21 protein-coding genes are annotated in these 18,677 nt (G+C 67.2%); 12 read left to right on the top strand and 9 right to left on the bottom strand.

All coding sequences use genetic code 11. The features are described 5' to 3' along the window. The first annotated feature begins 12 nt into the window (after positions 1-12). Both KIH07_RS20770 and KIH07_RS20765 read left to right on the top strand, forming a co-directional pair. Positions 13-1,533 carry an aldehyde dehydrogenase family protein gene (locus tag KIH07_RS20770; protein ID WP_226493772.1) on the top strand — a complete coding sequence of 507 codons (1,521 nt, stop codon included), beginning with the start codon at positions 13-15 and terminating at the stop codon, positions 1,531-1,533. Between the two features lie 78 nt (positions 1,534-1,611). After that, complete coding sequence (locus KIH07_RS20765; protein WP_226493771.1) at positions 1,612-2,007, top strand: DUF779 domain-containing protein; 396 nt, start codon at positions 1,612-1,614, stop codon at positions 2,005-2,007. A gap of 113 nt (positions 2,008-2,120) precedes the next feature. Here KIH07_RS20765 and KIH07_RS20760 read toward each other — a convergent pair whose 3' ends face one another. Both KIH07_RS20760 and KIH07_RS20755 read right to left on the bottom strand, forming a co-directional pair. Beyond that, positions 2,121-2,861 carry an ATP-binding cassette domain-containing protein gene (locus KIH07_RS20760; RefSeq protein ID WP_226493770.1) on the bottom strand — a complete coding sequence of 247 codons (741 nt, stop codon included), beginning with the start codon at positions 2,859-2,861 and terminating at the stop codon, positions 2,121-2,123. 25 nt (positions 2,862-2,886) lie between these two features. After that, positions 2,887-3,921, bottom strand: a complete 1,035-nt coding sequence (locus KIH07_RS20755) for a Bug family tripartite tricarboxylate transporter substrate binding protein (protein ID WP_226493769.1) — start codon at positions 3,919-3,921, stop codon at positions 2,887-2,889. A 177-nt stretch (positions 3,922-4,098) separates the two neighbouring features. Between KIH07_RS20755 and KIH07_RS20750 the strand changes: the two genes are divergently transcribed. From KIH07_RS20750 to KIH07_RS20720, 7 genes are all read left to right on the top strand, one after another. Next, positions 4,099-5,106 (top strand): PQQ-dependent catabolism-associated beta-propeller protein, encoded by a 1,008-nt coding sequence (locus KIH07_RS20750; protein ID WP_226493768.1) that lies wholly within the window; start codon positions 4,099-4,101, stop codon positions 5,104-5,106. A 53-nt stretch (positions 5,107-5,159) separates the two neighbouring features. Further along, positions 5,160-6,392 carry an ABC transporter substrate-binding protein gene (locus KIH07_RS20745; RefSeq protein WP_226493767.1) on the top strand — a complete coding sequence of 411 codons (1,233 nt, stop codon included), beginning with the start codon at positions 5,160-5,162 and terminating at the stop codon, positions 6,390-6,392. A gap of 2 nt (positions 6,393-6,394) precedes the next feature. After that, complete coding sequence (locus tag KIH07_RS20740) at positions 6,395-7,219, top strand: ABC transporter permease (protein WP_226494783.1); 825 nt, start codon at positions 6,395-6,397, stop codon at positions 7,217-7,219. Further along, positions 7,216-8,007: a quinoprotein dehydrogenase-associated SoxYZ-like carrier gene (locus tag KIH07_RS20735; protein WP_226493766.1), complete on the top strand. Its 792-nt coding sequence runs from the start codon at positions 7,216-7,218 to the stop codon at positions 8,005-8,007. Before KIH07_RS20740 ends, KIH07_RS20735 begins: the two co-directional genes overlap by 4 nt. Further along, a complete protein-coding gene (locus tag KIH07_RS20730) occupies positions 8,004-8,993 on the top strand; it encodes a quinoprotein relay system zinc metallohydrolase 1 (protein ID WP_226493765.1) in 990 nt (329 codons plus the stop codon). Before KIH07_RS20735 ends, KIH07_RS20730 begins: the two co-directional genes overlap by 4 nt. A gap of 366 nt (positions 8,994-9,359) precedes the next feature. Next, positions 9,360-11,051 (top strand): PQQ-dependent methanol/ethanol family dehydrogenase, encoded by a 1,692-nt coding sequence (locus tag KIH07_RS20725; RefSeq protein ID WP_226494782.1) that lies wholly within the window; start codon positions 9,360-9,362, stop codon positions 11,049-11,051. Positions 11,052-11,211: 160 nt separating this feature from the next. Continuing rightward, entirely contained in the window at positions 11,212-11,535 is a 324-nt protein-coding gene (locus KIH07_RS20720; RefSeq protein WP_226493764.1) for a c-type cytochrome, read from the top strand. A 56-nt stretch (positions 11,536-11,591) separates the two neighbouring features. On the opposite strand, the gene KIH07_RS20715 is transcribed toward KIH07_RS20720, so the two are convergent. Further along, the gene (locus tag KIH07_RS20715) at positions 11,592-12,266 is read right to left on the bottom strand and encodes a DUF5666 domain-containing protein (protein WP_226493763.1); all 675 of its coding nucleotides are present in this window, start codon (positions 12,264-12,266) and stop codon (positions 11,592-11,594) included. A 273-nt stretch (positions 12,267-12,539) separates the two neighbouring features. Here KIH07_RS20715 and KIH07_RS20710 point away from each other — a divergent pair, with 273 nt between their 5' ends. The 3 genes from KIH07_RS20710 to KIH07_RS20700 all read left to right on the top strand — a co-directional run bounded on the left by KIH07_RS20710 (position 12,540) and on the right by KIH07_RS20700 (position 14,215). Then, positions 12,540-13,151: a hypothetical protein gene (locus tag KIH07_RS20710; RefSeq protein ID WP_226493762.1), complete on the top strand. Its 612-nt coding sequence runs from the start codon at positions 12,540-12,542 to the stop codon at positions 13,149-13,151. A 291-nt stretch (positions 13,152-13,442) separates the two neighbouring features. Beyond that, a complete protein-coding gene (locus tag KIH07_RS20705; protein WP_319004835.1) occupies positions 13,443-13,631 on the top strand; it encodes a hypothetical protein in 189 nt (62 codons plus the stop codon). Then, the gene (locus KIH07_RS20700; RefSeq protein ID WP_226493760.1) at positions 13,631-14,215 is read left to right on the top strand and encodes a HipA domain-containing protein; all 585 of its coding nucleotides are present in this window, start codon (positions 13,631-13,633) and stop codon (positions 14,213-14,215) included. Before KIH07_RS20705 ends, KIH07_RS20700 begins: the two co-directional genes overlap by 1 nt. 307 nt (positions 14,216-14,522) lie before the next feature. Here KIH07_RS20700 and KIH07_RS20695 read toward each other — a convergent pair whose 3' ends face one another. Genes KIH07_RS20695 through pqqD form a run of 6 tightly spaced genes read right to left on the bottom strand, consistent with a single transcriptional unit; the run spans position 14,523 to position 18,601 of the window. Beyond that, positions 14,523-15,305, bottom strand: a complete 783-nt coding sequence (locus KIH07_RS20695; protein ID WP_226493759.1) for a hypothetical protein — start codon at positions 15,303-15,305, stop codon at positions 14,523-14,525. After that, a complete protein-coding gene (locus KIH07_RS20690) occupies positions 15,302-15,826 on the bottom strand; it encodes a hypothetical protein (RefSeq protein WP_226493758.1) in 525 nt (174 codons plus the stop codon). Before KIH07_RS20690 ends, KIH07_RS20695 begins: the two co-directional genes overlap by 4 nt. 17 nt (positions 15,827-15,843) lie before the next feature. Further along, positions 15,844-16,455, bottom strand: a complete 612-nt coding sequence (locus tag KIH07_RS20685; RefSeq protein ID WP_226493757.1) for a hypothetical protein — start codon at positions 16,453-16,455, stop codon at positions 15,844-15,846. Then, positions 16,430-17,212 carry a hypothetical protein gene (locus KIH07_RS20680; protein ID WP_226493756.1) on the bottom strand — a complete coding sequence of 261 codons (783 nt, stop codon included), beginning with the start codon at positions 17,210-17,212 and terminating at the stop codon, positions 16,430-16,432. The genes KIH07_RS20685 and KIH07_RS20680 overlap by 26 nt, the downstream gene beginning before the upstream one ends. Beyond that, the gene (gene pqqE, locus KIH07_RS20675) at positions 17,209-18,354 is read right to left on the bottom strand and encodes a pyrroloquinoline quinone biosynthesis protein PqqE (protein ID WP_226493755.1); all 1,146 of its coding nucleotides are present in this window, start codon (positions 18,352-18,354) and stop codon (positions 17,209-17,211) included. The genes KIH07_RS20680 and pqqE overlap by 4 nt, the downstream gene beginning before the upstream one ends. Then, positions 18,338-18,601, bottom strand: a complete 264-nt coding sequence (gene pqqD, locus KIH07_RS20670) for a pyrroloquinoline quinone biosynthesis peptide chaperone PqqD (protein ID WP_226493754.1) — start codon at positions 18,599-18,601, stop codon at positions 18,338-18,340. Before pqqD ends, pqqE begins: the two co-directional genes overlap by 17 nt. Between the last annotated feature and the right edge of the window lie 76 nt (positions 18,602-18,677).

The raw sequence follows: 18,677 nt of genomic DNA, 5'->3' as shown, positions 1-18,677 counted from the left end.
AGGAAGACACACATGATTTACGCAGCTCCCGGCGCCGCCGGCGCCAAAATCGCCTACAAACCGCGCTACGACAACTTCATCGGCGGCAAATGGGTCGTGCCGTGCAAGGGCCAGTACTTTGACGTGATCACGCCCGTGAGTGGCCAGGTCTACACGCAGGCCGCGCGCTCCACCGCCGAAGACATCGAACTCGCGCTGGACGCCGCGCACGCCGCCGCCGACGCCTGGGGCAAGACGGACGCCGCCACGCGCAGCAACATCCTGCTGAAGATCGCCGACCGCATCGAGCAGAACCTGGAGCTGCTGGCCTACGCCGAGACGGTGGACAACGGCAAGGCGATCCGCGAGACGCTGAACGCCGACATCCCGCTCACCGTGGATCACTTCCGCTACTTCGCTGGCTGCGTGCGCGCCCAGGAAGGCGCCCTGTCCAACATCGACGAGAACACGGTGGCGTACCACATCCAGGAACCGCTGGGCGTGGTGGGTCAGATCATTCCCTGGAACTTCCCGATCCTGATGGCGGCCTGGAAACTGGCGCCTGCTCTGGGCGCCGGCAACTGCGTGGTGCTCAAGCCGGCCGAGTCCACCCCGATCTCCATCCTGATCCTGGCCGAGCTGATCGCCGACCTGCTGCCCCCGGGCGTGCTGAACATCGTGAACGGTTTCGGCCGCGAAGCCGGCATGCCGCTGGCACAGAGCAAGCGCATTGCCAAGATCGCTTTCACCGGCTCCACCACCACGGGCCGCGTGATCGCCCAGGCCGCCGCCAACAACCTGATCCCGGCCACGCTGGAACTGGGCGGCAAGTCGCCCAACGTGTTCTTCGCCGACATCATGGACAAGGACGATGCCTTCCTCGACAAGTGCGTTGAAGGCCTGGTGCTGTTCGCGTTCAACCAGGGCGAGGTCTGCACCTGCCCGAGCCGCGCGCTGATCCAGGAAAGCATCTACGACAAGTTCATGGAACGCGTGCTCAAGCGCGTGGCCGCCATCCAGCAGGCCAACCCGCTCGACTCCGAAAGCATGATGGGCGCACAGGCTTCCAAGGAACAGCTGACCAAGATCCTGTCGTACCTGGAGCTGGGCAAGGCCGAAGGCGCCGAGGTGCTGATCGGTGGCGGGCAGGCCCACCTGGGTGGTGATCTGGAAGGCGGCTACTACGTGCAGCCCACGCTGTTCAAGGGCCACAACAAGATGCGCATCTTCCAGGAAGAGATCTTCGGCCCGGTGCTGGCCGTGACCACGTTCAAGGACGAGGCCGAAGCCCTGGCCATTGCCAACGACACGCTGTACGGCCTGGGCGCCGGCGTGTGGAGCCGCAACGGCAACGTGGCCTACCGCATGGGCCGCGCCATCAAGGCGGGCCGTGTGTGGACCAACTGCTACCACGCCTACCCGGCACACGCCGCGTTCGGCGGCTACAAGGAATCGGGCATCGGCCGCGAGACCCACAAGATGATGCTGGACCACTACCAGCAGACGAAGAACCTGCTGGTGAGCTACAGCGAGAACAAACTCGGGTTCTTCTGATCCGTCCGGATTGAAGTGAGATCGAAGGGGAGCTGGCAACGGCTCCCCTTTTTGGCTTTTCAGAACAAGGAGACAGACATGGTTGAAAAAGTCATCGCCACACCGGCCGCGGTCGAGCTGATCGAATTCCTCAAGACCAAACACGGCCCCGAGCTCATGTTTCACCAGTCGGGTGGCTGCTGCGACAACAGCGCGGCCAACTGCTACCTGCCGGGCGAGATCACCATGGGCGCGGGCGATGTGTACTTGGGCGATGTCGGCGGTTGTCCGTTCTACATCGGCAAGGCGCAGTACGCGTACTGGCGCCACACGCAGCTGATCATCGACGTGATCGAAGGCCATGGTGGCACCTTCTCGCTCGAAGGGCCGGAGGGCAAGGCGTTTCACACCCGCTCGCGGGTGTTCACGGCGGAGGAGATGGCCGAGCTGGACGCCGAAGATCGGGCCACGCAGGGGGCGATGTCTCCCGGCTGAAGCCCGCAAAGGTCAGCGCCTGGTTGGGTGGCGCAGGGGCGTGACGGCGAGTTACGCCTTTGGTGGATTGGCCGCCCGAACGGTGAGGGATTCTCTGCGCTGAATCCGTGGGTTCAAAGCCCCGGCTTCTCCAGCGCGCGCAGCACTTCGGTCTGGAAGTCCGCGCCCTGCGAGGCCTGCATGAAGGCGTCGATGGCGCCGTCGAAGCGCACCGTGCCCTGGTGCAGCAGCACCAGGCGGTCGGCCACCTTGGCTTCTTCGATCAGGTGGGTGGCCCAGAGCACGGCCATTCCGCGGGTGTGGCACAGGCCGCGCACGGTGTCGAGCAGGTGCTGGCGCGAGCCCGGGTCCAGGCCCACGGTGGCTTCGTCCATCAGCAACACGCGCGGTTCGTGCAGCAGGGCGCGCACCAGCTCCACCTTGCGCCGCGTGCCGCCCGAAAGGCTGCGCACCACGGCCTTGGCCTGGTCGGCCAGGCCCATGGCCGCCAGCCCGGCGGCGATACGCTGCCGGGCCACCGCGCGGGGCAGGCCATGCAGGTCGGTGTGGAACAGCAGGTTGGCCTGCACCGAGAGGTCCATGTCGAGCGCGGTCTGCTGGAACACCACGCCCAGCGCCGCGAGCGCGCGGCTGGGGTGGCGCTGCATGTCGTGGCCCAGCACCACGATGCGGCCCTGGTCGGGGCTGAAGAGGCCGGTGAGCAGTTGCAGCAGGGTGGACTTGCCCGCGCCGTTGGGGCCGAGCAGGGCGACCATCTCGCCCGCCTTCAGGCTCACGCTCACGCCCTTGAGCGCGGGCTTGCTGCCGTAGCGCTTGTGCAGGTTGTCGGCGAGCAGCGGTGTGGGGTCGGTCATGCGCGGGGCCGGGTTGGGGCGCCGGTCAGGCCGGCTTGGCGAGCAGGTTCATGCGTGCGAGCAGTTTCTTTTCGTGCTCCACCGTGGCCAGCACGGCCTGGCGGTAGTCGCGGGTGTTGAGGTAGTCCAGCGCCTGATCGTACTTGGCGAGCGCGCTGGTGTGGCGTTCGCTGAACATGGCGGTGCGGAAGGCGTCGTGCAACTTCTGGACCACCGCTGGCGGCGTGCCCGCGGGCGCGGCCAGGCCCCAGGGCGAGGTGTAGACCGCCTGCGGGTAGCCCAGTTCGCGCATGGTGGGCGCGTCGGGCCAGCGGGGGTTGCGCGCGGCGTTGAAGGTGGCGAGCAGGCGCATCTGGCCGCGATCCACCCAGGGCGCGAAGCCGGTGGAGTTGACGCCGGCCATGATCTGCGCGCCGGCGATCGCGAGCATCTGGTCGGCCGTGCCTTTGTAGGGCACGTGCACGTAGCGCACGTTGTGCTGCAGCAGGATGTCTTCCATCGCCAGGTGGGCGGTGGTGCCGACGCCGGTGGAGCCCAGGATCAGCTCGCCCGGGTGCTGGATGGCCCAGTCGATCATCTCGTGGACGCTTTTCCAGGGGCTGTTCGCGGGCACCAGCAGACCGAAGCTCACGCTCGACACCTGCACGATGGGCGCGAGGTCGGCCACCGGGTCCCAGGGCACGGTGTTCATGAGCGCGTGGCGGTAGACCGTGATCGGCACCTGGCCGATGGTGTGGCCGTCGGGCTCGGCGGCCTTGAGCAGCGGCGCCACGTGGGTGCCGGCGGCGCCGGGCTTGTTGATCACCACGAGGGGCTGGCCCAGCAGCGGCGCGGCCTCTTCGCACAGCACGCGCAGGGTGAGGTCGGTCTGGCCGCCCGCGGGCCAGGGCACGATGAGCTGCAGGGGCCGGCTGGGCCAGGGTTGGGCGCCGGGCTGGGCCCGCAGGGGCAGGGCGGGCGATGCCGCCAGCGCCAGGCTCCAGCCGAGCCAGCGCCGGCGTGTCACGGGGGGGTGTTCCAGACTGGAACAGTCGGGCGCAGCGTGGGGCAGTGGGGTCATGGCAATGGGCCGGTTGTCTCAGGGTTTGTCCGTAGCCGCGTGGGGTTTGCGCGGGTGTTTGGGCACCGAGCAGGCAATTTCCATTCCCATGCGGCGCTGGCACCGAATTTGCACACCGGAGCCCCAGGTGCCGCGCGAGCACCGGGCATCGCCACACAACAATTCCGGAGACACCCCGTGCCAAGACCCTTGCGTCCTTCGTCCGCCTCGTCCGTTCACCGCGCGCTGCGCCTGCTGGCCCTGGGGGCCGTGTGCGGTGCCGCATCGGTGGCCGCCCTGGCCCAGGGCCGGGTGTACGTGTCCAGCGAGAAGGACAACAAGCTGTATGTGTTCGACGCCCAGGGCGAGCGCACCGGCGCCATCGAGGTGTGCAAGCGCCCGCGTGACATGGCGTTTGGCGCCGGCGGCCAGCAGATCCTGGTGATCTGTGGCGACAGCAACGCCATGGGCGTGGTGGACGTGGCCAGCGGCAAGCTGAGCGGCACGGTGCCGCTGGGCGACAGCCCCGAGATGTTCGCCCTCAGCCCCGACGGCAAGACCGTCTACGTGTCGATCGAAGACGAGAACGTGGTGGCGGCCTACGACATCGCCGGCAAGAAGGCGCTGTTCGAGGTGAAGACCGGCGGCGAACCCGAGGGTGTGCTGGTCACGCCCGACGGCAAGACCGCCTACGTGACTTCCGAGGTGGCCAACCTGGTCCACGTGATCGACCTGGGCACGAAGAAGGTCACGAAGAACATCCAGGTGGGCAAACGCCCACGCCGTTTCATGCTCGCCGCCGGTGGCGCCGAGCTGTGGGTCAGCAACGAACTCGACGCCTCGGTGAGCGTGGTCGACACCCGGACCCACACCGAAAAGCAGAAGATCCAGTTCACCGTGAAGGGCATGCGCGAGACCGACATCACCCCCGTGGGCATGGCGCTCAGCCCGGACGGCAAAAGCATGTGGGTCGGCCTGGGCCGGGCCAACCACGTGGCCGAGGTGGACGTGGCGAGCAAGGCGGTGAAGCACCAGGTGCTGGTGGGCAAACGCGCCTGGGGCCTGACCATGCACCCGAACGGCAGGACCCTGTACGTGGCCAACGGCCTGTCGGACGACATGACGCTGATCGACGCTGCTTCGGGCAAGGCACTGAAGACGGTGCCGGCTGGCCGCGTACCCCACACCATCCTTGTTGGTCAATGAACCACCCCCATCGCTTGCCCACTTCGTTGGGCCGCTCTGTCCCTCAAGGGGTCATGCCTGCGGTCTGGCGAAGCCAGTTCCGCGGCATTCTCGGTTCCGGTCTGTGGCGCGCCGCCGGGTTGGCGTTGCTGGGCGTTTCGGGCTTGCTTGCCTTGCCTTCCTTCGCCGCGACCAAAGTCACCATCGCCGTGGTGTCGCTGGACGGCGACCCGCGCCACGCGCCGCGCCGCATGGAACGCGCTTACCCGGGCCACCCCACGGGGCGGGCGATGGATGGGGTGAAGCTCGCGGCCGAGGACTCGGCGTTTGAGCTGGACGCGGCCGGGCTGGAGCTGGTGGTGAAGGACGTGGTGCTGCCCAACGCCGCCGCGCTGCCCCAGGCGCTGGCCGAGCTGAAAGCAGCGAAGGTGCAGCACCTGGTGGCCGACCTGCCGCTGGCCGAGCTGCGGCAACTGGTGCAGGCCGCGCCCGCCGCGCTGGGCGGCGCCATCGTGTTCAACACCGGGCTGGACGACGACGGCCTGCGCGCGCAGCAGTGCGCCGCCCACCTGCTGCACACGCTGCCCAGCCGCGCCATGTTGTCGGACGCGCTGGCGCAGTACCTGGCCGCGCGCAACTGGCGCAAGGCGCTGGTGTTGCAGGGCCCACTGCCGGGCGACGCGCTGCAGGCCGATGCCTTCAACCGCTCGGCCAAGCGCTACGGGATCAAGATCACGCAGCAAAAGCCCTTCAAGCTCACCGGTGACCCGCGCGAACGCGACCTGGGCAACACGCGCCTGCTCACCGGCGAGCGCGAGCACGAGTTCGTGGCGGTGATGGACAGCGATGGCGAGTTCGCCCGCACCGTGCCCTACGCCACCCAGTGGCCGCGCCCGGTGGTGGGCGCCAGCGGTCTGTTGGCCGCGGCCTGGCACCCGCAGTGGGAGCGTTACGGCGGGCCGCAGCTCAGTCGCCGCTTTCACAAGCTCGCGCAGCGCCCCATGCAGGGCCACGACTGGGCCGCCTGGATGGCCGGGCGCGCGGTGGCGACCGTGCTGGTGGACGCGCCCAAGGCCCCGGTTGCGCAGCAGCTCAAGGCGCTGCGTGGGGGCGCGGTCACGCTCGACGGCTTCAAGGGCCGCAAGCTCTCGTTTCGCGCTTGGGACGGCCAGCTGCGCCAGCCGGTGTTCGTGATCCATGTGGACGGTGTGGCCGGCCTGGCGCCGCTCGACGGCGTGTTGCACCGCACGGACGTGTTGGACACACTCGGCGTGGACGAACAGGAGAGCGCGTGCAAGAACCGCTGACCATGCCCCCACCGGGTCTGCCCGTGGCGCCACCGCTGGCGCTGCACCTGCTGCGCGCACTGCGCGCGGTGGTGGGCCGCGAGCTCAACCGCTTCCTGCGCCAGCCCACGCGCCTGGGCTCGGCGCTGGTGCGCCCGCTGCTGTGGTTCGTGGTGTTCTCCGCCGGTTTCAACAACGTGTTTGGCGTGGCGATTCAGCCGCCCTACGAGACCTACATCGAATACAAGGCCTACATGGTGCCCGGCCTCTTGGGCATGGTGGCCCTGTTCAACGGCATGCAGAGTTCGCTCTCGATGGTGTACGACCGCGAGATGGGCGTGATGCGCCTGCTGCTCACCGCGCCGCTGGCGCGCGGCTGGCTGCTGGCCTTCAAGCTGCTGGCGGGCACCTGCCTCTCGGTGCTGCAGATGGGGGTGTTCCTGGCCATCGCCTGGGCCTTTGGCGTGGAGGTGCCGCTGGTCAATCTGCCGGGCCTGCTGCTGGCCATGGCCAGCGGCGCCACGCTGCTGGCCGCGCTGGGGCTGATGCTCTCGGTGTACGTGAAGCAGCTGGAGAACTTCGCCGGCACCATGAACTTCGTGATCTTTCCGATGTTCTTCATCAGCCCGGCGCTGTACCCGCTGTGGAAGCTGGAAGAGTCGGGCGCGTGGTGGCTGCTCAAGCTGGCCGAGTGGAACCCTTTCACCCACGCGGTGGAGGTCATGCGCTACGCCATGGTGGGGCAGTTCTCGGGGCTGTCGTGGGCGGTGGTGCTGGGCTGCAGTGCCGTGTTTTTTGTAGCGGCCTTGTGGGGCTACGACCCGCAACGCGGCTGGACGAGGAGATGACCACCCGGCGTGATCTTCTCGTGGGCGGCGCGGGCCTGGCCTGCTGGCCTGGGCTGCGCGCGCAGGACGACCCCACCGGCGGCGACCCGCTGGGTTCCATGCAGTACCCCAGCCTGCGCGAGCAGACCATCGGCAAGGCCATCGCAAAGTTCTCTGACGCGGTGACGATCAAGGGCCCGGCTTTCGCCGACGATGCGATGAACGTGCCGCTGCTGGTGGACGCGCGTGGGCTCGACAAAGTGGGTGGCGGTGTCGCGCGCATCCGCGTGGCGGTGGACCGCAACCCGGTGCGCCAGGTGCTGGACTTCGAGCCGCTGCGCGCGTTGCCCATGCTGGCCTTTCGCATCCGCATGGAGCAGGCCTCGCCGGTGCGCGCCTTCGTGCAGACCCAGGACGGCCAGTGGCACGTGGGCAGCACCTGGGTGCAGGCGGCGGGCGGGGGCTGCACGGTGCCCGGCGCCACGCGGGCCGATGGCTCCTGGAGCCAGACCCTGGGTCAGGTGCAGGCGCGCTTTTTCAACAACGTGCTCGAAGGCAGCCGCCGCCTGCGCGTGCGCGTGATGCACCCGATGGACACGGGGTTGGTCGCGGGCATCCCGGCCTTCTACATCGAAGAGCTGCGGCTGGTGGATGGCGCGGGCCAGGTCTGGTGGAAGCTGGCCCTGCACGAGCCGGTGTCGGAAAACCCGCTCATCACGTTTGAGCTGCCGCCGCAGGCGGTGAGCGGCCTGCGGCTGGTGGGGCGCGACAACAACGGCAACCGGATTGATGCCGAGGTGGGGGCGTGAAGCGACTGCTGTGTGTCGCCGCCTGCGTGCTTTCAGCCGCTGTGCAGGCCCAAGCCATCCCGGTGCCTCCGCCGGTATCGAAGCCCGACGCCGCCACCTTCAATTACGACCTGCGGCCGCGCCAGATCGCCGAAGGCACCTGGGTGATCGAAGGCGCGGTGGCCGACTTCAGCCGCGCCAACGGCTGCAACATCATCAACACCGCCTTCATCACCACCGGCGCGGGCGTGGTGGTGATCAACACCGGGCCCTCGCGCCTGTACGGCGAGCAGCAACGCCGCGCCATCGAGCGCCTCACGCGCGAGCCGGTGCAGCGCGTGCTGAGCCTGAACCTGCACCCCGACTACTTCTTTGGCAACCAGGCCTGGGCCGACCGGCCCACGCAGGCGCTGCCCGGCAGCATCGCCGGCATGCAGGCCGAAGGCGGCGCCTACGCCGACAACCTTTACCGCCTCTGTGGCGACTGGATGCGCGGCACCGAGTCCAGCCCAGCGCGCGAGTCGGTGCCACCGCAGACCCTGCCGCTCGGCCAGCACCGGCTGGAGCTGATGCGCCTGCAGGGCCACACGGCCGACGACCTCGTGCTGCTCGACCACCACACCGGTGTGCTGTTCGTCGGCGGACTGGTGTTCGCTGAACGCGTGCCCACCACGCCGCACGCCGACTTTGAACGCTGGCTCGCCAGCCTGGATGTGCTGGAACAGCTCATCACCAGCGGCCGGGTGAAAACCGTGGTGCCCAGCCACGGCCCGGTGCACAGCGGGCTGGCCGGTGTGCGGCAGACGCGCGACTGGCTGCGGTGGCTCACCGTGCTGATGCAGACCAGCGCCGAGCGCGGGCTCGACCTGGGCGAGGTGCTGCGCACGCCGGTGCCCGAGCGCTTCGCGCGCTGGGCCGCGCAACCGGCCGAGCTGCACCGCAGCCTGAGCCAGTGGTACCCGCGCTACGAGCAGCGCGCCCTGGCCGGCCCGGCGCCCGGCCGTTGACGCGCGGCGCGGGTGCCTGGACGCCCGCGGGCTGTTGCAGCCTGACCATGTGGCTGCCACATTTCTGAACAGTGTCACGGCCCCGATGCAGGCGGGGGAACAGTGGCTGGCGCAGTTCTGCGCGCCAACCCCCACTCAGGCCTAGGGAATACCCTCGGAACCGTCGCAAAAAGACGCGGAAAAGGCGCCCAAAAAACGCGAAAAAGGCTTGGGAGCGGCGTGGCACAGAAGTTGCCCCCTTGATGCACGTGCAACCCACAGACCGGAGGGTCGGGAGTTCACGAACGGCCGGGCACGCCAGCCCATCAACCTCACGAACGAGCAGGAGACAAACCAGTGAAACGCACTCTATTGAGCCTTTTGGTCATGGCCGCCACGGCCCATGTCGGCGCCCAGGGCGTGACCGACGCGATGATCGCGGACGACGCCAAGACCCCCGAGAACGTGCTCAGCTGGGGCCTGGGCACCCAGGGCCAGCGCTACTCGTCGCTGACCGGCATCAACGAAAAAACCATCGCCAAGCTGGTGCCCGCGTGGTCCATGTCTTTCGGTGGTGAAAAGCAGCGCGGCCAGGAAGCTCAGCCGCTGGTGAACAAGGGCAAGATGTTCGTCACCGCATCCTATTCGCGCATCTTCGCGCTCGACACCAAGACCGGCAAGAAGCTCTGGAAGTACGAGCACCGCCTGCCCGAGGGCATCATGCCCTGCTGCGACGTGATCAACCGCGGCGCCGCGCTGTACGACAACCTCGTCATCTTCGGCACGCTGGACGCCCAGCTGGTGGCGCTCGACCAGGACACCGGCAAGGTGGTGTGGCGCGAGAAGATCGACGACTACTCCGCCGGCTACAGCTACACCGCTGCGCCGCTGATCGCCGAAGGCCTGCTCATGACCGGTGTCTCCGGTGGTGAGTTCGGCGTGGTCGGCCGCGTGGAAGCGCGCGACCCCAAGACCGGCAAGATGGTCTGGGTGCGCCCCATGGTCGAAGGCCACATGGGCTACAAGGACGGCAAGGAAAACGGCATCACCGGCACCACCAACGCATCGTGGCCCGGCGAGACCTGGAAGACCGGTGGCGCGGCCACCTGGCTCGGCGGCAGCTACGACCCCAAGACCGGCCTGGCCTATTTCGGCACCGGCAACCCCGGCCCCTGGAACAGCCACGTGCGCAAGGGCGACAACCTGTATTCGGCCTCCACCGTCGCCATCGACGTGAAGACCGGCCAGATCAAGTGGCACTACCAGACCACGCCCAACGACGGCTGGGACTACGACGGTGTGAACGAGTTCATCACCTTCGACATGGACGGCAAACGCGTTGGCGCCAAGGCCGACCGCAACGGCTTCTTCTACGTGCTGGATGCGGCCGACGGCAAGCTGCTCAACGCCTTCCCCTTCGTGAAGAAGGTGACCTGGGCCACCGGCATCGACCTCAAGACCGGCCGCCCCAACTTCGACCCCGCCAACCGCCCGGGCGACCCGACCGCGGCCGGTGGCGATGGTGCCAAGGGCAAGCCGGTGTTCTCGGCGCCCGGCTTCCTGGGCGGCAAGAACCAGATGCCCATGGCCTACAGCCCCAAGACCGGCCTGTTCTACGTGCCCACCAACGAATGGGGCATGGAGATCTGGAACGAACCCATCACCTACAAGAAGGGCGCCGCCTACCTGGGCGCGGGTTTCACCATCAAGCCGCTGTTTGACGACCACATCGGTTCGCTGCGCGCCATCAACCCCAAGACCGGCAAGGTCGAGTGGGAAGTGAAGAACGAAGCGCCGCTCTGGGGTGGTGTGCTGACCGTGGGCGACCTGGTGTTCTGGGGCACGCCCGAGGGTTACCTGAAGGCGGCCGATGCCAAGACCGGCAAGGTGGTCTGGCAGTTCCAGACCGGCTCCGGCGTGGTGGCCCCTCCCATCACCTGGACCGAAGGCGGCGATCAGTACGTGAGCGTGGTCTCCGGCTGGGGTGGCGCGGTGCCGCTGTGGGGTGGTGAAGTGGCCAAGAAGGTCAACTTCCTCGAACAGGGCGGTTCCGTCTGGACCTTCAAGTTGATGAAGTAGGTTCCCCCCTGCGCCGCTTTGCGGCGTCCCCCCTGAGGGGGGACCACACCTTGGACCGGCGGAGCCGGATCCTTGGTGTGTGCTGGGTGGGGGCTCTTGGCGGTTTCTGCCGAGTTTGAGCCCTCACCCTTTTTTGTTTCTGTTGTTTTTCGAGATCGACATGCGCACTCTCATCCTCCTCACCTCCGGCCTCCTGTTCGCCTCTGGCGCCGCACACGCGGTGGACGAGGCCGCCGCCATCGAACTGGCCAAGAACAACGGTTGCCTGTCCTGCCACTCGGCCAAGGAAAAGATCGTCGGGCCGGCCTACAGCGCCGTGCACGAAAAATACAAGGACGACAAAGACGCCGTGGCCTCACTGGTGCAGTCCATCCAGAACGGCTCCAAGGGCAAATGGGGCCGCATTCCCATGCCCGCACACCCCAGCATGAGCCCGGCCGACATCAAGACCCTGGCCGAGTGGGTCATGACCATCAAACCCTGAACCGGCGGCGCAGGTACTCGGCGGTTGTGCGCCGAACCCCTGCGCCCGGGCCTCCATCAGTCCTTGCCGTCGTCTTCACAGTCCGATTTGCCCACGGCATCGCAACTGTCGTCGTCGCCACCGGCCGAGTCATCGTCGCTGGAGTCGTCGTCGGTGTCGTCGTCCGGACTGTCATCGTCGCCGTCGTCCGGGGTGTCATCGGCAGAGTCCTGATCTTCGAGCTTGACACGGCTGGCCACCATGGTGCCGTTGGTCATCGTTCCATACACCTCGACGCGCACCCCGACGGCCAGCGTGGTGGGGGCAGCGCTCGCATCGACAGGGATGCCGTCCACGCTGAAATGGGTGGGGCCTGAATAGGCTGTCACACGGCCATCGAGCTCATTGGGATCGACATTGGCGTCATCGCCCGCGTCGTCATCGTCGAGTTCGACGCGCCGTGCCTGCAGTCGGCCATTGACCATCTCGCCCTGAATCTCGACCCGGGTTCCCTTGGCCATGTTCTGGGGCACGGCGTTGGAGCCGCTGGCATCGACCGGGATGCCGTCCACGCTGAAGCTCTGCGGGCTGTCAAAGGTGGTCACCGTGCCCTTGTACGACTTGGCTGTGGCGGTGGTGCTGCCGTCACTGCCGCCACCGCAGGCGACCAGGCCTGCCATGAGCAATGAGGCCGATAGCAACCGCAGTCCGGCCAGTGGCGAGCGGGTGGAGGAGGTGTTTGGGTGGTTCATGTCTGTGTGTCCTCATTGGTGTTTGTGATGACGCCATCGACCCGAAGCCGGGCCGGCCGTCGGAGGTGCCCCTCGCACCGCCGACGCAACGATGCGATCCGTCCCTTAAATCCGCCTGAAATGCGTTCTTTCTTTCCGCGTTTACGTTTTGTTGCCTGGCCTGTGCCGCGGGTCGCGCGGTGTTGTGCTGATACGTGTTGTCACATCTGGAGACCGGGCCGCTCGCCTACCCTGGGTAGCATCCACTTCGGCTTTTTTCACATGGAGACCCTCATGAACAACCCACACCGAATCAACACTCTGAACACCCTGCGCCCGCTCGTGCTGGCCATCGCCGGCCTGGCCGCTGGCGCCGCCTGGGCCCAGGTCACCGTGGTGGTCGAACCGGTGCCGACCGTCGTCGATCCCGTCGTGTCTGCGCGACAGCAAGAGATGGCCCTGCAACTGGCCCGGGCCAACCTCAGCCAGCAGGGCATCACCGAACCCACCACCGCACAGCTCGCCCTGGCCACCAGCGATGTGCAGGCGCTGCGCGACAGCGGCATGGGCTGGGGCCAGATCGCCAACAGCCTGGGCCTGCGCCTGGGCGCCGTGGTCAGCGCGGCCAACCGGGCCGACAAAGCCGACGGACTGACCGTCGCGACCACCACCGGTCGCCCCGCAACGGCGGGCAGCAAAGCAAAGGGCGGTAACAGCGGCAACAGCAATGCCGGTGGCGGCCAAGGCGCCGGCAACAGCGGCAACAAGGGCGGAGGTTCCAATGCGGGCGGCGGTGGCAACGCCGGCGGTAACTCCGGTAACGGCGGCAAAGGCGGCAACTCCGGCAATGGCGGGGGCGGCAACGGTGGTGGAAAGGGCGGCGGCAACGGCGGCGGCAAGCGCTGATCCGGTTCGGTAACGCACCACGCGGGTTGCATGCCCGCGACGTGGTGCGTTGCTGCTTGGAAGGAGCGAGGCGGCTGGGGTCTGCCGGGGGCAGCCCCGCCGTCCATCATGGCTCTGTTCATCAATGACCGCTCGGTCATTTTTTCCTTGGCCGCAGGGGGTTGTGCACACAAAATTACCGATAGGTAATCAAGCAGGTGCACAACCATGCCCCATCCAAAAAAAGTCCCGATCGGTAATTCATCTGATTTGGCAGCGGTCGTCAAGACCTCGGCCGAGTTGGGCGCCCTCGTGCGAAACCAACGCGCCCGGCTCGCCCTGCGTCAGCTTGACGTGGCGGGCCTGGGCAACACCGGCAACCGCTTCATCGTCGAGCTGGAAAACGGCAAGCCCACCGTACAACTGCAGAAGGTGCTCGACCTGCTGGATCTGCTGGGTCTGGAGGTGGTGGTCCGGCCCAAATCGCGGCAGGCCATCTGATGGCCCGGCCCGACACGCTGGACGTGTTCTTCGGCACCGAGCGCGTGGGCGCGGTGCGCGACGCATCGCCCCTCGTCTTTGAATACGCAGCCAACTGGCTGCAGCGCGCCCAGCCCCGGCCCGTGGCCGCCATTCCCTTGCTGCCCGGCCCACAGCGGTCCGATGCCGTGCAGGCCTTCTTTGAAAATCTGCTGCCCGAAGGCGAGCTGCGCGTCTACCTCTCCGGGCAGCGCAAAGCCTCCACCCTGTTTGCGATGTTGCTGGAGGTGGCGGGTGACACGGCCGGTGGCTTCGTGCTGCTGCCCGCCGGTCAGGTGCCGCAGCCGTCCCGCTACGAGGCCACCACATGGGCCGCGCTGGACCTGCGCCACCTGGTGCAGTGGGTGTTCTTCAACCTGTTCACCTGCAACAACGACAGCCACGCCAAAAACCTGTCCATCTACGAGCTGCCCGGTGCTGGTGTGCGGCTCACCCCGTTCTACGACCTCATGTGTACCCGTATCTACCCCGGCCTCTCGCGCGAATTCGCGTTCAGCTTGGGGCGTGAAGTGTTGCCCGGCCAGGTGGGGGCCGCGAGCAGGTGACCGCGCTGGCGCGCGAGCGACCGCCGCCGAACTTGCGCGTCAGCTACCGGCTGCGCTGCAGGGGGCGTGCGACGAACTGGCGCCGCTGCTCGCGCCCAGCGGGCGGGTGTTTCTGGAGAAACTGCGCTTGTGGGTGGTGTCGAACACGGCGAAGACAGCGGAGCGGCTGGCGGGAGCTGATGAGCAGCGTGGCACCAAGTGAAACTATGGTGTCGGCACAACGTTCACCCACTTGCTGCGCAGCTTCAAGGGCATGGCCACCAAGCGGCCAGAGTGCCAGGCCTTGTTGCAGACCGATGTTGCTGCCTCATCGCTCCCACTCCGCTGTGAGCACGCCCCCGGTGAGAAACCCACTGGGCACTTTTTCCTCGCGCTCGAACTTCACCAACCCCTCGCCCTGGCAATACCACTCGCGGCTGATCAGAGGCACGTCGGTGAAGCCGTTCACCGGGTCGGTGTAGAGGTTCAGGCGGGCCAGGCCGACCACGCGCAGGCAGGGTTGGTGGGTGCTGCCATCGGCGAGCTTCACGCTGTCGTCCACCGCTTCGATGCGCCAGGTCATCTGCGCCTTGTGGGTGTATTTCAGGTCGCGTGGGTGTTCGTTCCGGCGCTGGATCAGGTAGGGCACGGTGGGCGTGGTCCATTCGGTGCCGACCTGGTACGGTGCTTTCAGCACCCAGATCGGGTCGGCGTCGGCCGTGGGCTGGTTGTCGATGTCGGTGCGGGTGGCGATGCGGCGGATGCCTTGCTCGTCCGCCTTGAGGTAGTAGCTCACGCCGGCGGAGTGGTGGCGCACGGCGACGGTCTGGTCTTGAAACGTCTCGGGCTGGGCCACGCGCAGGGTCCATTGTTCGGGTTCGCGGGGCTCTTCGCTGGTGTAGCGCACGGCCAGGGTTTGTTCGTCGCCTTCGCGCAGGGGGAACCAGTCATTGCCTTGGTTGCTGGGGTTGCAGGCGGTGAGGAAGAGGGTGGCTGCTGTGGCCGCGATGGTGATGGGTGAGGTGTGGGTGCGCGGGCCCTCACCCCGACCCTCTCCCGCGGGCGGGAGAGGGGGCAAGACACTGCGGCTGGTTGGGGTGCGAGCGCTCATTTTTCGGGTAACTGGGCGCGTGGCAGGTCCGTCAACTTGATCTCCACCTTGTCGTTGCTCGCGGGCAGCAGCCAGGCCAGGCCGCCCTGGCCGCGTTTGGGCTCGGTGCTGCCCATCTGGGTGTTGCCTTCGCGCGCCTTCTTGATGCCGTCACCGAGGATGCGGTGCAGGTCTTTTTCATACGGCAGGCGAAACACGCGCGGCATTTCCAGCGGCGCGTTGTCTTTCATGGGGTTGACCCAGATGTAGATGGCGCCCTTGTGGCCGCGGCCGGGGCTGGGCTCGTCGAACACGGCCGAGAGCAGCATGAAGCGCTTGGGCAGGGCATCGTCGCTTGGCCAGCCGGCGATGCCTTGCAGCGTGTGGTGGCCAAACAGATAGAAGCCGCTGACCAGCAGCACCATCGCGCCCTTCACGGCCCAGGGCCAGCGCGTGGCCAGGCACAGGCAGAGCAGCAGGAACGCGAGCAGCGCGTACACCAGCACGAGCAGCAGCAACTGGGAGGAGACGGCAGGGATCATGATTGTTCTGGTGGGGGTCAGAGTCCGGAGCGCTGCACGATCGTCAGGGGCCGGGTGTTGAGGTCGGTGACGTTGCCGCCCTCGTCGATGCTGAAGCGCACCAGGGTGCGTTCGTCGCCCTTGGCGGGGATCTGCTGCGTGCCGGTGTAGACGATCTCGGCCTGCGGGTTGACCTTCACCACGGCCACCGACACGTCCACCGGCAGCTTGTCTTTGCTTTCGTAGTAGTGCGCGTTCACCACGTATTCGCCCGGCACCAGGCCGCGCAGGGTGACGATCTCCTGGCGGACCGGGCTGCTGATCTCGCGGCCGTTGACGAGCACGCTGTTGTTCTTGGCGCCGCGGTCGTCGCGGTCCAGGTGCAGCATGCCGGCGTCGCGCTGGCGGAACCACAGCGTCTTGCCGCCGGGCTCCAGCACCCAGGCGTCCACGTCGTTGGGGTTGTTGTCGGGCCAGGACACGGTGACGATGAACTCGGCCTTGGCCGGGATGTCGCCGGCCTTGCGGGCCTTGGGGTTGAACGAGAGCAGGGCGATGACGAAGCAGAAGACGAAGGCGATCAACATGTTGAACAACATGTCGTAGAACGGATCGGTCTCGGTGTCACGGACCGCGCGGCCGATCGCCATGGGGCGGCTCCTGCGGTGGGGTGGCGGGCGGCGTGAGGCCGGCGGCCAGGGTGTCGGCCACCAGGGCGTCGGCAAAGCGGTCGAGCCGCATGAGCTGCAGGCCGAGCAGGATGTTGCCGGTGAGGCCGGTCACGGTGGTGAGCAGCGCGATGCCCAGGCCGCCGGTGAGGTTCTTGAGCAGCAGCGACGACTGGCTGGCGTCGAAGCTGTCCATCTGGCCGAGCTGCAGCGCGAGGATGGAAAAGCCGATCACCTTGCCGAGCAGGCCGAGCTTGAGCTGGATGCCGTTGAGCCACCAGGCCATTTCGTGCGGGCCGTGGGCGCGCTCGCCCAGCACCTGCAGCCAGATGGAATGATCGGCACCGGGCAGTGCGCAGCCCTGGTGGTATTCGGCGCTCCAGCCGGTGGGTGACGTGGGGTGGTGCGCTGCGGCGAGCTGCGCGTCGAGCCGCTGGCGTTGCCAGCCCAGCACCCAGGCGCGGCGCCCGGCCCAGACCGAGCAACCGATGAACAGCAGCACGATGGTGACGGTCAGGCCCGTCGGGTCGGCGTCCACCAGCCGGTGCCAGGCACCGGCCTGCCACAGCAGCAGGGCGCCAAACACCAGCAGGCCCATGTAGGCCAGCCAGAGCAGGAACAGGCCGTGCTCCATGCGCTCCAGCGCCAGCGTGCCGTGGCTGGCGCCGGGTATGCGGCTCACCAGCGAGGCACCGAGCATGCGGTGGTGTGGGGCGCTGGCGGGCGTGGGTGGGTTCATGCGTTGGGTTCAGGATGCAACAGACGCGACTCGGCGTCGCTGCGGAACACGATGGGGATGTTGCGCCGCGCGGGTGCGTTCTTCACCACCTGCACCACCTTGTGGTGGTGGGCCGACTTGCTGCACACCGGGTCGGTCTCGGTGGCGTCGCCGGTGATCAGGAAGGCCTGGCAGCGGCAACCGCCAAAGTCTTTATGGCGTTCGTCGCAGGTTCGGCAGGTGGGCTTCATCCAGCTGTCGCCGCGGTAGGCGTTGAAGGCGTTGCTGCGCTGCCAGATCTCGGCGATGGACGTGTCTTTCACGTTGGGCAGCTGCAGGCCGGGCAGGTCGCGCGCGTTGTGGCAGGGCATGGCCAGGCCGTCGGGGGCGATAGAGAGGAACACCGCGCCCCAGCCGTTCATGCAGGCCTTGGGCCGCTCTTCAAAGTAGTCGGGCACCACGAACAGCACGCGGCATTTCGGGCCGGTCTTGCCTTCCTGTTCGGCGCGGAAGCGGTTGACCACGGCCTCGGCTTCCACGAGTTCTTCGCGCGTGGGCATCAAATGGTCCCGGTTGACCCAGGCCCAGCCGTAGTACTGCGTGTTGGCGAGCTCCAGGTACTCGGCTTCGAGTGCCACCGCCATCTCGATGATCTTGCCCACGTGCGGCAGGTTGTGCCGGTGCAGCACGCAGTTCATCACCATCGGCCAGTCGTGCGCCTTGATCAGCTTGGCCACGCGCTGCTTGAGTTCGAAGGTCTTGGTGTGGCTCAGAAAATCGTTCAGCTCCCGGGTGGAGTCCTGGAACGAGAGCTGCACGTGGTCGAGCCCGGCGTCTTTGAGCTTCTGCGCACGCGCGGGTGTGAGGCCCACGCCGGAGGTGATGAGGTTGGTGTAGTAGCCCATGGCATGGGCTTCCTGCACCAGTTCTTCCAGGTCGTCGCGCAGCAGCGGCTCGCCGCCCGAAAAGCCCAATTGCGCCGCGCCCAGCTTGCGAGCCTGCCGCATCACGTCCACCCATTGCGCGGTGCTCATCTCGTCGTGGATGTGCGCGTGCTGCGTGGGGTTGTAGCAAAACACGCAGTGCAGCGGGCACTTGTAGGTGAGCTCGGCCAGCAGCCAGAGCGGCTGGCCGACGGTGGGGGGGTCAGTCGATCCAGCCACGGCGTTGTCCTTCCTCAAGAAGTGCGCGCACTTCGGGCGCAATGCCTTGCGCGTTGAACGCGGCTTCCAGCTCGGCGACGATGCCTTCAAACGTCCGCTCGCCGTCGCAACGCTGCAGGATTTCAGCGGCCGATGGGTTGAGCTGCACCATGCCCTCGGGGTACAGCAACACCCAGCGGCTTTGCGCTTCCTCGTACTGCAGGCGGAAGCGCCGCGAGAGCTTGGGTTGATTCGGCAACGTACTCATCGCAGTGCCCATATGGGTTGTTCGATGCGGCGCAGAAACCTGTCCGGCGTGCGTGTCAATCCCAGCACACGCCGAA

Source organism: Hydrogenophaga taeniospiralis, from assembly GCF_020510445.1.
In the GTDB taxonomy this organism is placed as follows: Bacteria; Pseudomonadota; Gammaproteobacteria; order Burkholderiales; family Burkholderiaceae_C; genus Hydrogenophaga.
Note: the sequence above shows the minus strand (reverse complement) of the source record. Positions and strands in the feature narration are given on the sequence as shown.

What these genes read in the sequence shown, in the direction of transcription:
- KIH07_RS20700 (WP_226493760.1), top strand. Translation starts at nt 13,631, where the DNA reads ATGGCCCGGCCCGACACGCTGGACGTGTTCTTCGGCACCGAGCGCGTG.
- KIH07_RS20710 (WP_226493762.1), top strand. Translation starts at nt 12,540, where the DNA reads ATGAACAACCCACACCGAATCAACACTCTGAACACCCTGCGCCCGCTC.
- KIH07_RS20740 (WP_226494783.1), top strand. Translation starts at nt 6,395, where the DNA reads ATGCCCCCACCGGGTCTGCCCGTGGCGCCACCGCTGGCGCTGCACCTG.
- KIH07_RS20765 (WP_226493771.1), top strand. Translation starts at nt 1,612, where the DNA reads ATGGTTGAAAAAGTCATCGCCACACCGGCCGCGGTCGAGCTGATCGAA.
- KIH07_RS20725 (WP_226494782.1), top strand. Translation starts at nt 9,360, where the DNA reads ATGGCCGCCACGGCCCATGTCGGCGCCCAGGGCGTGACCGACGCGATG.
- KIH07_RS20680 (WP_226493756.1), bottom strand. Translation starts at nt 17,212, where the DNA reads ATGAACCCACCCACGCCCGCCAGCGCCCCACACCACCGCATGCTCGGT.
- KIH07_RS20720 (WP_226493764.1), top strand. Translation starts at nt 11,212, where the DNA reads ATGCGCACTCTCATCCTCCTCACCTCCGGCCTCCTGTTCGCCTCTGGC.
- KIH07_RS20695 (WP_226493759.1), bottom strand. Translation starts at nt 15,305, where the DNA reads ATGAGCGCTCGCACCCCAACCAGCCGCAGTGTCTTGCCCCCTCTCCCG.
- KIH07_RS20735 (WP_226493766.1), top strand. Translation starts at nt 7,216, where the DNA reads ATGACCACCCGGCGTGATCTTCTCGTGGGCGGCGCGGGCCTGGCCTGC.
- KIH07_RS20770 (WP_226493772.1), top strand. Translation starts at nt 13, where the DNA reads ATGATTTACGCAGCTCCCGGCGCCGCCGGCGCCAAAATCGCCTACAAA.
- KIH07_RS20690 (WP_226493758.1), bottom strand. Translation starts at nt 15,826, where the DNA reads ATGATCCCTGCCGTCTCCTCCCAGTTGCTGCTGCTCGTGCTGGTGTAC.
- KIH07_RS20745 (WP_226493767.1), top strand. Translation starts at nt 5,160, where the DNA reads ATGCCTGCGGTCTGGCGAAGCCAGTTCCGCGGCATTCTCGGTTCCGGT.
- KIH07_RS20755 (WP_226493769.1), bottom strand. Translation starts at nt 3,921, where the DNA reads ATGACCCCACTGCCCCACGCTGCGCCCGACTGTTCCAGTCTGGAACAC.
- pqqD (WP_226493754.1), bottom strand. Translation starts at nt 18,601, where the DNA reads ATGAGTACGTTGCCGAATCAACCCAAGCTCTCGCGGCGCTTCCGCCTG.
- KIH07_RS20685 (WP_226493757.1), bottom strand. Translation starts at nt 16,455, where the DNA reads ATGGCGATCGGCCGCGCGGTCCGTGACACCGAGACCGATCCGTTCTAC.
- KIH07_RS20715 (WP_226493763.1), bottom strand. Translation starts at nt 12,266, where the DNA reads ATGAACCACCCAAACACCTCCTCCACCCGCTCGCCACTGGCCGGACTG.
- KIH07_RS20760 (WP_226493770.1), bottom strand. Translation starts at nt 2,861, where the DNA reads ATGACCGACCCCACACCGCTGCTCGCCGACAACCTGCACAAGCGCTAC.